The sequence below is a fragment of the Stenotrophomonas sp. GD03680 genome, from assembly GCF_029844625.1.
Classification (GTDB): domain Bacteria; phylum Pseudomonadota; class Gammaproteobacteria; order Xanthomonadales; family Xanthomonadaceae; genus Stenotrophomonas; species Stenotrophomonas maltophilia_P.
This window is the reverse complement of record NZ_JAOCKC010000019.1, coordinates 28231-41621: the sequence shown is the minus strand read 5'-3', so window position 1 is coordinate 41621 and position 13391 is coordinate 28231. Positions and strand designations below refer to the sequence as shown.

11 protein-coding genes are annotated in these 13391 nt (G+C 67.8%); 4 read left to right on the top strand and 7 right to left on the bottom strand.

Features of this window, described 5'->3' with window-relative positions:
* Window positions 1-2 precede the first annotated feature (2 nt).
* Window positions 3-1133 (bottom strand): efflux RND transporter periplasmic adaptor subunit, encoded by a 1131-nt coding sequence (locus tag N5J29_RS15705; RefSeq protein ID WP_065181718.1) that lies wholly within the window; start codon window positions 1131-1133, stop codon window positions 3-5.
* Window positions 1134-1247: 114 nt separating this feature from the next.
* On the opposite strand from N5J29_RS15705, the gene N5J29_RS15700 reads away from it, so the two are divergent.
* From N5J29_RS15700 to N5J29_RS15690, 3 genes are all read left to right on the top strand, one after another.
* Window positions 1248-1925 carry a TetR/AcrR family transcriptional regulator gene (locus N5J29_RS15700; RefSeq protein ID WP_065175109.1) on the top strand — a complete coding sequence of 226 codons (678 nt, stop codon included), beginning with the start codon at window positions 1248-1250 and terminating at the stop codon, window positions 1923-1925.
* A gap of 140 nt (window positions 1926-2065) precedes the next feature.
* Window positions 2066-2713: a protein-L-isoaspartate O-methyltransferase gene (locus N5J29_RS15695; RefSeq protein ID WP_053520104.1), complete on the top strand. Its 648-nt coding sequence runs from the start codon at window positions 2066-2068 to the stop codon at window positions 2711-2713.
* A gap of 16 nt (window positions 2714-2729) precedes the next feature.
* Window positions 2730-4088, top strand: a complete 1359-nt coding sequence (locus tag N5J29_RS15690; protein ID WP_065175111.1) for a TolC family outer membrane protein — start codon at window positions 2730-2732, stop codon at window positions 4086-4088.
* A gap of 69 nt (window positions 4089-4157) precedes the next feature.
* On the opposite strand, the gene N5J29_RS15685 is transcribed toward N5J29_RS15690, so the two are convergent.
* Window positions 4158-5348 (bottom strand): amino acid transporter, encoded by a 1191-nt coding sequence (locus tag N5J29_RS15685; RefSeq protein WP_239519816.1) that lies wholly within the window; start codon window positions 5346-5348, stop codon window positions 4158-4160.
* A gap of 214 nt (window positions 5349-5562) precedes the next feature.
* A complete protein-coding gene (waaA, locus tag N5J29_RS15680) occupies window positions 5563-6861 on the bottom strand; it encodes a lipid IV(A) 3-deoxy-D-manno-octulosonic acid transferase (protein WP_111186158.1) in 1299 nt (432 codons plus the stop codon).
* Between the two features lie 60 nt (window positions 6862-6921).
* Here waaA and N5J29_RS15675 point away from each other — a divergent pair, with 60 nt between their 5' ends.
* The gene (locus tag N5J29_RS15675) at window positions 6922-7839 is read left to right on the top strand and encodes an LpxL/LpxP family Kdo(2)-lipid IV(A) lauroyl/palmitoleoyl acyltransferase (RefSeq protein WP_053517401.1); all 918 of its coding nucleotides are present in this window, start codon (window positions 6922-6924) and stop codon (window positions 7837-7839) included.
* 27 nt (window positions 7840-7866) lie between these two features.
* Here the strand turns inward: N5J29_RS15675 and N5J29_RS15670 are convergent, their stop codons facing one another.
* From N5J29_RS15670 to N5J29_RS15655, 4 genes are all read right to left on the bottom strand, one after another.
* Entirely contained in the window at window positions 7867-9210 is a 1344-nt protein-coding gene (locus N5J29_RS15670) for an O-antigen ligase family protein (RefSeq protein ID WP_164152812.1), read from the bottom strand.
* Window positions 9191-10306, bottom strand: a complete 1116-nt coding sequence (locus N5J29_RS15665; RefSeq protein WP_065181722.1) for a glycosyltransferase — start codon at window positions 10304-10306, stop codon at window positions 9191-9193. The genes N5J29_RS15670 and N5J29_RS15665 overlap by 20 nt, the downstream gene beginning before the upstream one ends.
* A 13-nt stretch (window positions 10307-10319) precedes the next feature.
* Entirely contained in the window at window positions 10320-10517 is a 198-nt protein-coding gene (locus N5J29_RS15660; RefSeq protein ID WP_053517405.1) for a zinc-finger domain-containing protein, read from the bottom strand.
* 120 nt (window positions 10518-10637) lie between these two features.
* A complete protein-coding gene (locus N5J29_RS15655; RefSeq protein WP_164152814.1) occupies window positions 10638-13379 on the bottom strand; it encodes a TonB-dependent receptor in 2742 nt (913 codons plus the stop codon).
* Window positions 13380-13391 lie beyond the last annotated feature (12 nt).

Genomic DNA, 13391 nt, shown 5'->3' with positions numbered 1-13391 from the left:
GCTTACTCCTTCGCCTTCGGTGCGGCAGCCGGCGCTGCGGGCTTCAGCACCGGGCGATTCTGCCGGTCCACCGCGACGACCTGCTGGCCGGATCGCAGCAGATGGCCGCCCGCAGCCACCACCCAGTCGTCGGCGTCCACGCCGGACAGCACCGGCACGGCGTCGATGCCATAGGCGCCCGTGCTGACGGTGACCGATTTCAACGTGCTGCTGGCCGGGTCCACCACCCACACACTGGTTGCGCCACCTGCACCGCGCTGGAGAGCGGCCATCGGCAGCTGCAGGGTGCCGTGGCGGCCGGCGCTGCTGAACACGCGCGCGCTCTGCCCCAGCTCGACATCGGCCAGTGCATCGGCGGGCAGGCTGACCCGGGTTGCGTAGGTCCGCGCCTGCGGATCGGCGGCGGCGGCGATCTCGCGGATCGTGCCGGGCAGGCGCTGCCCCGGGCGGTTCCACAACTCCACTTCCACCGGCTGGCCTACCGCGTAGTCGCGGATGGTGGCTTCCGGCAGGTCGATCAGCACTTCGCGGCCACCGTCTGCGGCCAGGTTGAAGATGGTCTGGCCCGCGGCCACCACCTGCCCGGCTTCCGCCTCACGGCTGGCGATCACACCATCGGCCGGCGCACGCAGCTGGGCGTAGCCGGCCTGGTTGCGCAGCACGTCCAGGTTGGCCCGGGCCGCGTTGGCCTGGCCCTGCGCGGCCTTGAACGCGGCAGACTGCTGATCCAGCTGCGAGCGGCTGACCAGCTGCTGGTCGGCCAGCACCTGGTAGCGCTTGAGATCGTCGCGGGCGCGTACCAGATCGGCTTCGGCCGCGGCCAGCTGCGCCTGCGAGGCGCGCGCCTGCAGGGCGAAGTCGGCGACATCCAGCTCGGCCAGCACCTCCCCCTTCTTCACCCGTTGGCCGGCGTCCACATGGCGCTTGACCAGGTTGCCGCCGACGCGGAACGACAGCGGGCTCTCCTGGCGTGCCCGGACCGTACCGGGAAACGCTGCCGGCGCCTGCCCGACCTGCTCGCCGGGATGCACCACCAGCACCGGCACGGCCGCCGGTGGCGCCTGCTCCTGTCCCGAACAGGCTGCCAGCGCAGCCACCCACACGATACCGCCCATCCAGCGCACGATCTTCATCGGTCAACGTCCTGACAACACTGAGTTCAGCAGGGGAGCCGCAACGTCCGGCCCAATTTAGTAAACTGGCCGGTATAGTATAAATATCGAACCGCTTGGTCTAGTATTACCGCAATGAGTTCTTCCACTTCCCGCAAGCCGTCGGCCAAGCCTGCTGCCAAGGCCGCCGGACCCGGGCGTCCCAAGGATCTTGGCAAGCGCGCGGCGATCCTCGAGGCGGCCAAGACCCTGTTCATCGAACAGGGCTATACCGGTGTGAGCATGGACAGCATCGCTGCCCAGGCGGGCGTGTCGAAGCTGACGGTGTACAGCCATTTCGGCGACAAGGAGACCCTGTTCTCCGAGGCCGTGCAGTCCAAATGCATCGAGATGCTGCCGGATGCGCTGTTCGTGGCCGACGCCGAAGGGCCACTGCGCGACCAGCTGATCGGGATCGGCCTGGCCTTCTTCAAGCTGATCACCTCCGACGCGGCGATCTCGATCCAACGGGTGATGATGGCCCCGGAGACCGACGAACGCCTGCGTGAGCTGTTCTGGCAGGCCGGGCCCGAGCGCACCTGCGAGGCGCTGGCCGACTTCCTGCGCTCGCGCAGCGAGCGGGGCGAGCTGCAGATTCCCGACCATCACCTGGCCGGGCAGCAGTTCCTGACCCTGGTCAAGGGTGAAGTGCACATGCATATGATGTGCGGCATGCCACTGTCATCGGTGGAGATCGATCCTGTCACCCACGTGGCGGCCAGCGTCGACTTCTTCCTGCGCGCCTATGCGCCCGGAGGAGCCGGAACCGGCTGAAACGGCAAAGCTGAACGAACCGGTGGTCGCGATGACTTCCGGCACTGCGACCCCGGCCCCCCGGCAGCGGATGCTCTGGGCGCGCCGCCGGCCTCCGGCACCGGTAAAATGGCCGGCCCACTGCGCTGGATTTGAACCTCATGACGATTGATTACGCCCACGCCCGCGAACTGATGGTGGAACAGCAGATCCGTCCCTGGGACGTGCTGGACATCAAGGTGCTCGACGTCCTGGCCCGCCTGCCGCGCGAGGCCTTTGTCGCCGACGCGCACCGGGCACTGGCCTACGCCGATGTTGAACTGCCGATCGGCAATGGCCAGAAGATGATGAAGCCCGTCATCGAGGGCCGTACCCTGCAGGCGCTGGACCTGCAACCGGGTGACGAAGTGCTGGAGATCGGCACGGGCAGCGGCTTCCTGGCCGCCTGCATCGGCGCGCTGGCGCGCGACGTGCTGAGCCTGGAGATCGACCCGGAACTGGCGACCGCCGCGCGCGCGCGGCTGGATGCCTCCGGCCTTGGTACCAACGTCCGGGTGGAAGTGGCTGACGCGCTGGCGTGGCAGACCGAACGTCGCTTTGACGTGATCTGTGTCACTGGTGCTGTCAACGTGGTGCCGTCACAGTTCGCCTCGTGGCTGCGTCCGGGTGGTCGCCTGTTCGTGATCCAGGGCCGTTCGCCGGCGATGGAAGCGCTTCTGATCAAGGCCGATGGCAGCACCGAATCCCTGTTCGAGACCGATATCGATTACCTGCGCGGTGCCGCCCCGGCACCCCAGTTCCACCTCTGAGTCCAAGGAAGCCGCAATGATCCGCCGATCCCTCGCTGTTGCGCTGGCCACTGCCCTGCTGCCGTTGTCTGCCCATGCCGCTGACCTGTTGCAGGTCTACGAGATGGCGCGCAATGGCGATCCGCAGCTGTCGGCCGCCGAATCCACCCGGCTGTACGACAAGGAAGGCGCCGTGCAGGCGCGCGCTGCCCTGCTTCCGCAGATCAACGGCCAGGCCACGCTGAACCGCACACGCAGCGAAGCCAACGCCGATGCCAATACCGGCACGGTCAGCAGCAAGCGCCGCAACTACACGATCGACGGTTCGCAGACCCTGTTCAACTGGACGCAGATCAACAACCTGCGCTCGCAGCGCGAACTGAGCAAGGCGGCTGACTTCACCCTGGATTCGGCCAACGACAGCCTGATCGTCCGCACCTCGGCGGCCTACTTCAACGTGCTGGTGGCGATCGAATCGCTGAATGCCGCACAGACCAACGAAGCGGCCGCGAAGAAGCAGTTCGACTTCGCCGACAAGCGCCTGGAAGTGGGCCTGGCGCCGATCACCGACGTGCACGAAGCGCGCGCGCAGTATGACCAGGCGCGCGCCAACACCATCGTCGCGCAGAACACCCTGGCCGATAACTACCAGGCGCTGACCGAACTTACCGGCCAGCCGGTGCTGAACCTCAAGGGGCTGCCGGCCGACTTCCGTCCCGAAGTGCCGGCCAACCGCGGCAACATCGATGAACTGGTGCAGCAGGCGACCAGCCAGAACCCGTCGCTGAAGGCGCAGGAGCTGAAGGTCAGCGCGGCCGAGGCCGGCGTGCAGGCCGCCCGTGGCGCCCACTACCCGACGCTGTCGCTGGGCGGCAGCTGGGGCAAGACCGCGACCTGGGGCGACAGCACCGGTTCGGGTTCGCTGTCCCCGGATGCGCGCACCAACAGCATCGGCCTGACCCTCAGCGTGCCGATCTTCGCCGGCGGCGCCACCCAGTCCGGCGTGCGCCAGGCGCTGGCCCAGCGTGACATCGCCCAGGATGGCTACGAACAGCAGAAGCGCGCGCTGGATCGCAACACCCGCAATGCCTACCAGACCCTGGTGCAGGGCATCAGCGAGGTGGAAGCACGCCGCCTGGCCGTCGTCTCGGCACAGAGCGCGTACGACGCCTCGCAGGTCGGCCTGGAAGTGGGTACCCGCACGGTGCTGGACGTGATCCAGAACCAGCGCATCCTGTTCTCGGCACAGCTGGACTACGCGCAGGCCCGCTACACCTTCCTGCAGAACCGCCTGCTGCTGAGCCAGTCGCTGGGCGCGCTGGACGTGGCCGAACTGCAGGACATCAATCGCCTGCTGACCCAGGACGCGGGCAATCCCGCCACGACCACGCAGTAAGTCGTCACCCGCGTTGACGGAAAGCCACCCGACCGGGTGGCTTTTCTGTTTGTGCAGCTGCGATGTGATCTAGCGCAGGAGCGGCAGCAGGCACAACGCTGCTGCCGCCATGCCCAGCACGGCGTCGGCAGGCGAGCGCGTCACCTCGCTGCGCCGCTGAAGTCCTCCCAGGCACACGGCGGCGACCACCAGCAGTCCCACCGGCCCCGGCATCGTCGGCAAGACGCCGGCCGGCAGCCACAGCGCCAGCAGGGTCGCCAACAGGATGATCGCCACGGTCGCCACGCACGCCGCCGGTGGGTCGCCCTCGTTTCCAAGCGGCCACAGCGGCAGCGCCAGCCGCGTCGCCAGCATCAGCAGCACCAGCTGCAGCGCCGCCAACCCTGCATAGCCTGCCAGCGGCAGCCACGGCAACATCCAGGACAACTGGGGATGGCTTCGCAGCGCAACCGTCAAGGGCCGGCTGCTGGCCAGCGCTGGATAGTCGACCAGGCCCGCCTGCAGTGCGGCCAGTGCGATCAGCATCAGCGTCGCCGCGACGAGCACCATGAGCATCGTCAGTGGGCGTCGCGCCAGCCCGCCAACAGGCAACCCGGGAACGCCCAGTGCCAGGCCGGCGCTGGCAAAGATGCCCAGCAGCGGCACAGCCGCAGCGAGCACGCCTCCCAGGCCGAAGCGATACGGTGCAGTGGTGGGGGGAACCCATGGGATCCAGTGCGCGTAGTGCACATACCGGGCCGCCAGCGCCAGCAGCAGCACGCCGATGCCGATCTTCACGGTCAACAGCGCACACACCAGCAGCACCGTCCGCGCCGGTCGCATCAGCGCGGTGGCTCCCAACAGCAGCAGGCCTGCAGCGGCCGTCACCTGCACCGGCAGCGTACCGGCGCTGGATGCGCCCGCCGCCGCCAGTGCCGCATGCAGATGGCCAGCCCCGGACTGCGCCGCACCCGCCAGCGTCGCCGTGCACTCCAGCAACAACGCCAGGCACAGTACGCGGGCAATCGACCGCCCCCAGCCGGCCACCAGCAGGCCATGCAGGCCATCGGCCATATCCGCCTGCGTCACCACCCTGTACAGGCATGCCAGCACCAGCGCCGCACCGAGGGCTGCGAGCAGCAGACTGAGAACGACGGCCGGCCCCGCCTGCGCCGCCGTGTACTGACCGACCCGTGCGATGACACTGCCACCGAGCAGCAACGTCATCAGGATCACGCCCAGATGATCCATTCCAAGCCGATGGCCATCGCTGCCGCTCATCTCAAGCTCCCTTGATGCCGTCCAAGCACGGTCGACATCAGGCTGGCAGCCTGTGTTGGCAATCGATAGTCAATTTGCATCTGCATGCCGCGAGGTGTGATCCGAGGCACGTTGCGGCGTCGGCAATCGGTCCTGCGGCGACAGAACGATGGCCGTCAAGCAGGCTTAATCCAGTTGATCGCGACAGTACGGCGGCGAGTGCGCCGCGTGCGGCTCAGCCGCGGGGCGGTGGCAGGTGCGGGGCCACCAGCGCCAGCGTCCGCTGCAGCGCGCCGCGCCCATTGCTGACCAGCGTGCATCCAGCGTGCGCCATGTCCTCGCGGGCCTGCGGATCCTCCAGCAGGTGCTGCAGCAGACCGCCGACCGCCTGCACGTCTTCGCCGATCAACAGCGCACCGGCCTCGCGCATGCGCCGCGAGATCTCCGAGAAATTGTGCAGGTGCGGACCGGTCACCGCGGCAGTGCCCATCGCCGCCGGCTCCAGCAGGTTGTGGCCACCGATCGGCTGCAGGCTGCCGCCGACGAAAGCGACCTGCGCACAGCCATAGAACGGCATCAGTTCGCCGAGGGTGTCGATGATGAAGGCGTCGGTATCGGCGGACGGCCACTGCTGCGCACGGCGGGTCGCCACGTTCCAGCCCTGCTCGCGCGCCAGCGCCTCCACCTTCGGAAAGCGCTCGGGATGCCGGGGTGCCCACAGCAGCAGCAGGTCCGGATGGTGCTGGCGCAGGCGCCGGTGCAGTTCGATCACCGCCTGCTCTTCGCCATCATGGGTACTGGCCGCGATCCAGACCGGTCGCGTGTCCGGCACCCGTGCGTGGAACTGTTCGATGAAGGCCTGCACGTCCGGCGTGGCGATGTCGAATTTGAGGTTGCCCAGTGCCTGCACCTGGTCAGGCGCCGCCCCCAGCTGCACGAAGCGCTCTGCGTCGTCCTGCGACTGGGCTGCCACGCACGTCACCGTGCGCAGCGCGCGGCGGATCAGCGCGGCCAACAGCCGGTAGCCACGCAGCGAACGGGCCGACAGGCGGGCATTGAGGATGTAGACCGGAATGTCGCGGTCACGGCAGCCGAACAGCATGTTCGGCCACAGCTCGGTTTCCAGGATCAGCGCCAGGCTGGGCTGGAAGTGGCCGAGGAAACGGTTGACGCTGCCGGGCACGTCATACGGCAGGTAGACGTGGTCCAGCGCATCGCCCCACAGCGCGCGCACGCGCTCGGAGCCGGTGGGGGTGATGGTGGTGATGACCCAGCGGATATCCGGGCGCTGCTGGCGCAGGGCGTTGACCAGCGGCGCGGCGGCGTTGACCTCGCCCACCGAGACCGCATGCAGCCAGACCCGTGGCTGGCCGCTGGGCTGGGGATAGGAGGCGTAGCGCTCGTCCCAGCGGCGGAAATACTCACGGACCCGGAAGCCGCGCCAGACCAGGTGGTACACGGTGATCGGCAGCAGGATGTAGAGCACGACCGAATACAGGCCGCGCAGGATCCATTCGACAGGGTCTTTGCGCATGCGGCAAGGATACGGGACACCCCCGGGAAAGACACGCAGCCGGATTGCTAGAATGGCGCCATGTCCGATGCCTCCACTGCCGTCCGCCCGTCACTGCGCGATCCCCGCAACTGGCCGATGTTCGCCGCCATGTACGGCGCTTTCGCCATCGCCCGCCTGCCGTGGATGCTGCAGCGCGCCCTCGGTCGCGGGGTGGGGTCGATCGCCTGGCGCCTGGCCGGCAGCCGTCGCCGTGCAGCCGAGGTCAATCTCGCGCTGTGTTTCCCGGAAAAGGACGATGCCTGGCGCAAACGGTTGGTTCGCGACAGCTTCGACGCCCTGGGCGTGGGCGTGTTCGAGTGCATCCGTGCCTGGTGGGGCAGCATCGACAGCATCCGCCCGCAGGTGCAGATCGAAGGGCTGGAGCACCTGCGGCAGATGCAGGCCGAGGGTCGCGGCGTGCTGCTGGTGTCCGGGCACTTCATGACCCTGGAGATGTGCGGCCGCCTGCTGTGCGACTACGTCGACCTGTCCGGCATGTACCGCAAACACAAGAATCCGGTGTACGAGTGGGCGGTGAAGTTCGGCCGCCTGCGCTATGCCAAGGCGATGTTCGCCAACGAGGACATCCGCGCCACCGTGCGCCACCTGAAGAAGGGCGGCTTCCTCTGGTATGCCCCCGACCAGGACATGCGTGGCAAGGACACCGTGTTCGTTCCGTTCTTCGGCCACACCGCCGCCACCATCACCGCCACCCACCAGCTGGCGCGGATGACCGGTTGCGCGGTCATTCCGTACTTCCACCGCCGCGAAGGCGGGAAGTACTTCCTGAAGATCGGCGCGCCGCTGGAGAACTTCCCGAGCGAGGATGTGGAAGCCGATACCGCGCGCGTCAACCAGGCGATCGAAGAGATGGTGCGCGAAGCCCCTGACCAGTACCTGTGGATCCATCGCCGCTTCAAGCGCCAGCCCGGCGGGCGCAGCGACTTCTACAAATAGATCCAGGCACGCCTGGATCCGCACGGATTACCTGCCCGTTTCCATCGCGCGTGGTGAGTCATCCGTGTCACGCGCCAGCAGGCTGCCGGCGAACAGCGCCGCCAGCAGCACGGTCAGCCCACCCCAGAACGCAGAGTAGAACGCCAGGTGGGTGTTGAGCGGGAACACGGTGACCGCCAGCGCCAGCATCGCCGGCCGCGCCCGCTCGCGGGCCGCGGTCGGTGCGAAGCGCCACGCCCGCCAGGCCTGTGCCACGGCGGCCAGCCACAACAGCAGGCCCAGCACGCCGGTCTCGGCCAGGATCTCCAGCACGATCTGGTGCGCGTGCAGGGCCGGTTCCGCGCCCCACACCGCGGTTCCCTCCCCTGCGACGCAGGCGGGATACGCATCGCGGAAGCCACGCGCGCCGACACCGTTGATCGGATGTGCTTCGATCATGCACGCCGCTGCGCTCCAGATCCGCGCACGCCCGGACAACGCCTGGTCGACGCCCGTCTCGTCCCCCTCCCAGGCCATCGTCGTGCGCAGCACGCGCTCACGCAGCTGCGGCACACTGGCAACCAGGACCCCGGCCCCCAGGACCCCGACCATCGCCAACAGCGCCAGCCGCTTCCAGCCGAACTGGCGCATGCCGCTGTAGGCCAGCACGAGCGCGAAGGTGATCCACGAGGCGCGTGAGCCGGCCAGCAGCAACACACTGCCGAGGGCTGCAGCGGCCAGCAGCCAGCCGGCAGCACCGAAGCGGCGCGCCAGCGGCAGCAGCAGGAACGGCGACAGGCTGGCCAGCACCTGGCCGAATTTCAGGTTGCACGGGCCCAGTACGCCACTGAGCCGGTCGGCCAACGCCGCTTCATCGGCCGGGCACAGCGCACGCCCGCTGATTGCCAGTTTGAGCTGCTCCAGCGACCAGAACCATGGGCTGGTGCCGGCCACCGCCTGCACCAGCGCATCCAGCGTCCAGGCGCCGGTGATCACCGCCAGTCCACCCAGGGTGAGTCTGCGCCGCTCCGGCGTGGCCACTGCGATCGCTACCAGCCACATGAAGGGCAGGTAGCGCAGGCCTGCTGCTGCCTTGGTCCACGAGGCCGACGGGTCGATCGCATCGAATGCGGAAAATGCCTGCGGCAACCAGTAGCCGATGAACAGGATCGAGGTCAGCGCCCAGGCCGCCGGGCTCAGCAGATGCGGCCGGCGCTGCAGGCGGCGGATGACCATGCGCACTGCGGCATAGATCGCGCCCAGGCCCAGGACGGTCTCGGCGATGCCTGGCAGCGGCCACAACGCCACGTAGGCAAGCACCCACCAGGGCGCCCAGCGCCCGGCGCGTTCATCGCGCAGGACGGCTGCGGTGTCAGCCTGCGAGGTCGGCATAGAGACGGAGGGTATCGCGCTGCATGGCCTGCAGGGTAAACGGGATACGGCCCGGCAACGATGGCGGCTGCGCCAGAAGGGCCAGCGCACGTTCACCCAGTGCCTGCGCATCTCCCAGCGGCACCGCACCGGTGGGCTGGAGCTGCTGCAGCAGTTCGCCCACCCCACCGTGGTTCCAGCCGAGCACCGGTCGGCCCACCGACAGTGCTTCCACCACGGTACGGCCGAAGGCTTCGGGCTTGTCGGACAGCTGCAGCACCAGATCGCTGGCGGCATAGGCCTGGGCAATGCGGGCGGTCGGCGTGCTGATGTGGACCGCGTCTGCGATGCCGAGCGTGGCGGCCTGGCGGCGCAGGTCGGCCACATAGGCTTCGCGCCCCGGCTCGTCGGTGCCCAGCATCCACAGCTGCGCCGGCACGCCGGCAGCGCGGACGTCGGCCAGCAGCTGCAGCGCGTGCGCGTGCCCCTTCAGGCGCGTGCCACGGCCCGGCAGCAGCAGCAGCGGCCCGTCCACCCCGGCCAGCCACGGGTAGTCCGCCACCAGCGACAGGCGCGGCCGGCGATCACCGCGCGCCACCCGCGGGAACTGACTGACATCGACACCACGCGGGATCACCCGCAGGTGGTCCTCCGGCACGGTCGGATAGTGGCGCTGCACGTATTCGCGCACGCTGTTGGAGACACAGATCACCCGCTCGCCGCTGGTCATCACCGCGCTGTAGCGGCTGGGCGAGTTCAGCCCGTGCACGGTGGTTACCCAGTGCGGCCGCTGCGCCTGCGGCATCGCCCGGATCGCATACAGCCCCAGCCACGCGGGCAGGCGCGAGCGGGCGTGCACGATATCGGCGCCGACCTCGGCGAACAGGCGACGCAGGGTCGGCAGATGACGCAGGGTCAGCAGCGACTTGCGGCCGATATCGAGGGTGAGATGCTCGGCACCGCTGGCCAGCAGCGGTTCAACGAGGCGGCCACCGGCAGACACCACCAGCGCGCGATGGCCGGCTGCCACCAGTGCCGACGCGATTTCCAGGGTCGAGCGCTCGACGCCGCCGGAGTGCAGCGCCGGCAGCAACTGCACCACGGTCAGTCGACGCATCGGTGAAGGCCGTTCAGTCAGCCAGTACGAACACGGAACCGCAGTACGGGCACTGCGCTTCACCGTTGGGTTCGTCTTCGATCGCCAGGTAGACCCGCGGATGCGAGTTCCACAGCGCCATCTCCGGGGTCGGGCAGCTCAGCGGCAGGTCGCTGCGGTGCACGGTGTAGCGCTTCTCGGCGTTGGCGGGCGCGGTGGCGGTATGGCTCATGGCGGATGTCGATGAACGGATTGCGAGGCCTGCGATTCTAGCACCTGGGGCGGCGACCCGGCCGCCCCTGTCCTTTCCTGGCCCCCGCCCCCTGACAGCCGGGACCTGCCAGCGCCCGGCCTACTGGAAGTCCAGCGACAGCTCCAGGAAGGCCGAGCGGCCATAGGCGTTGTAGATGCCCTGATCGTAGTACGGCCAGTTGCCGTTGCTGCGGTCGATCGGCGGCATCTCGTCGGTCAGGTTGTTGACCGTCAGCAGCAGGCTGGCCAGGTCATTGATGCGGTAGCCGACCGTGGCGTTCCAGGTGGTCCACGGGCCGATGTTGCGCTGCTCGCCACGGCTGTCCCAGGTGGGCGCGTTGCGCACGCCGAACGCACTGGCGCTGAACGGCCCGCGCTTCCAGTTCACGCCCAGCGTGGCCCGGTACTGCAGTTCATTGGAATTGCCGCAGCACAACTGGTCGTAGACCGGATCGCCTTCCTTGTCCTGGGTGGTGTGCTTGAGCGGGCGGTAGTAGCCCGCGTTGACCGTGAAATCTCCCGCCGAGGAGGTACCCCAGCGATAGTCCAGCGCTGCCTGCACACCGGTCTGGCGTTGGCTGGCGATGTTGATCGGGTAGGAGAACACCTTGTCCACACCGTTGGGGTTGAGCGGATCGGTAGCCGGCTTGCGCTGCACCTGGCCCAGGACCTGCTGGCAGGTGGGCGAGGTGATGTCGAAGCGGGTCTGCCCGTTCTCCGATACGCCCAGCCGGCAGTTGGCCTCGGTGTCGAGGATGCTGTCGGTACCGAGGATGCGTACTTCGTTCTCGATCACCACCGAGTTGTAGTCCACCGACAACGTCAGCGCGTTGTCCAGTGTCGACCACACCGCACCATAGGTGAACGTGCGTGCAGTGATGTCCTTCAGATCGCGGTTGCCGGTACTGGAAGACAGCACCGCCAACCCGGACTGCTCGCAGTCATCGAAGTTGTCGGAGGTGTAACCGGCCTGCCGGCACTGGTAGAGGTCGGTGTTGGTGGTATAGCCGCTGCTCTCGCGGGAAAACAGGTAGAACATGTCCGGCGAACGGAACGCAGTGGCGTAGCTGCCACGCAGCAGCAGCGATTCGATCGGCCGGTACTCCAGGCCAAGCTTCCAGGTCGCCTTGCCGTTGCCGCCACCGCCCTGCAGGGCGTACTTGTCGTAGCGGCCGGACAGATTGGCGCTGAAGGTATCGATGATCGGCACCTGCAGTTCCGCACCCAGCGCGTACAGGTCCCGCTGGCCCTGCGCCGAGGTGCCGGCGGTCTGCCCGCGGAACAGCACACCGGCATCGGGATCGGCCGACTGGTTGAAGAACTTCTCGCGCTGGCCCTGGGCGATCAGCGCGAAACCGACGTCGCCGGCCGGCAGGGTGAACAGCGAACGATGGGTCAGCAGTGCCGTCACTGCTGTGCGCGACGCGCTGGATGCAGCACGGTTGAGGCCGCTGAAGCTGTCGTACTGGTCGCGGGTGATCGGCTGGTAGAGGCGCGACAGGTCCGGGGCGTAGACCTCGTAGCCATCCTGCATGCCCAGCATCGGCCCCACGTAGTAATCGTCCACGCCGTTCCGGGCGAGGAAGTCGGTGGATTTGCGGGTGACATCGGTGCTGGAACGGTTGACGTAGACGTCGTAGTCGAAGCTGCCCAGCACGCCACGCACGCCGGCGGTGACGTTCAGCGATCGCGTGTAGACGCGCTGGTCCTTGGCATCCAGGCCGACTTCCTCGGGCGCGTAGATGCGCTGCCACTGCTCGTACTGGCCGCTGGTGCGGTTGTAGAAGGTCTTGTTCCAGAACGGGCTGCCACCGCTGTAGGTCGGCCGGCTGAAGCCGAACAGGATGTCCGAGTACAACTCGGTATCCGGGCTGAGGTGATAACGCAGGAAGGTGGTCGCGTTGACGTCCTGGCTGGCGTTGTACAGCGACGCGGTGCCGACGTTGTCGGGGGTGCCGCAGTAGTAGCCACCGCCGGAAATGTCGCGGTGCGCGTACACGGTGCTGCCACCGAACAGATTCGACAGCGGCGCGCAGGTGGCCGCGCCCGGGTCGATGTAGGCGTTGGGCCCCTGGCGCATACGCAGGAAGCTGCGCGACGGATCCTGCGGCCCGGTCGGGTTGTCGTTGACGCTGTCGATGCGGCTGCGGTCGAAGGCGTAGATCGCCTTCTGGTTGATGTATTCCAGCCCGTAGCTGATATCGAGGTTGCCGAAGGTCTGTCCACTGCTGGCGCTGAAGCGCTGGCTGGAACCGCCGCCTTGGCTGTAACCACCGACGCGGTAGCGCAGATGGGTGCCTTCCACGCGGTCTTTCAGCACGATGTTGACTACGCCGGCCACGGCCGACGAGCCATACACCGAGGACTGGCCACCGGTGAGCACATCGATGCGTTCGACCATGCCCAGCGGGATGTTGGCAATGTCGGCGATGCTGGTGTTGCCGTTGTAGGCCAGCGGATAGCTGTTGATCGGCCGCCCGTTGATGAGGGTAAGGGTGTAGCTGGGGTCCAGACCGAACAGGCTGATGGTCTTGGCGCCCGGAGTGTAGAAGCCGGTTCCCTGGGAATCCTGCACCGACCCATTGGAGACCGGCAGCGAGCGCAGCGCATCGAACACCGTGGTGAAACCCTGCGCCTGGATCTGCTCGGCGGTGATGGTCGTCACCGGTGAGGGGCCCTCCACCTGCGCGCGCGGAATGAGCGACCCGGTCACCGTGACCGCATCCAGGTCGCGCGTACGCGGCGGATCGGCGCCCTCCCCTGCGTTGGAGGACTGGGCCTGCACGGCCAGCGGCGACAGCAGCAGCGAAGACATCAACAACGACAGCAACCTCGGTTTCATCAAGCGCTCTCC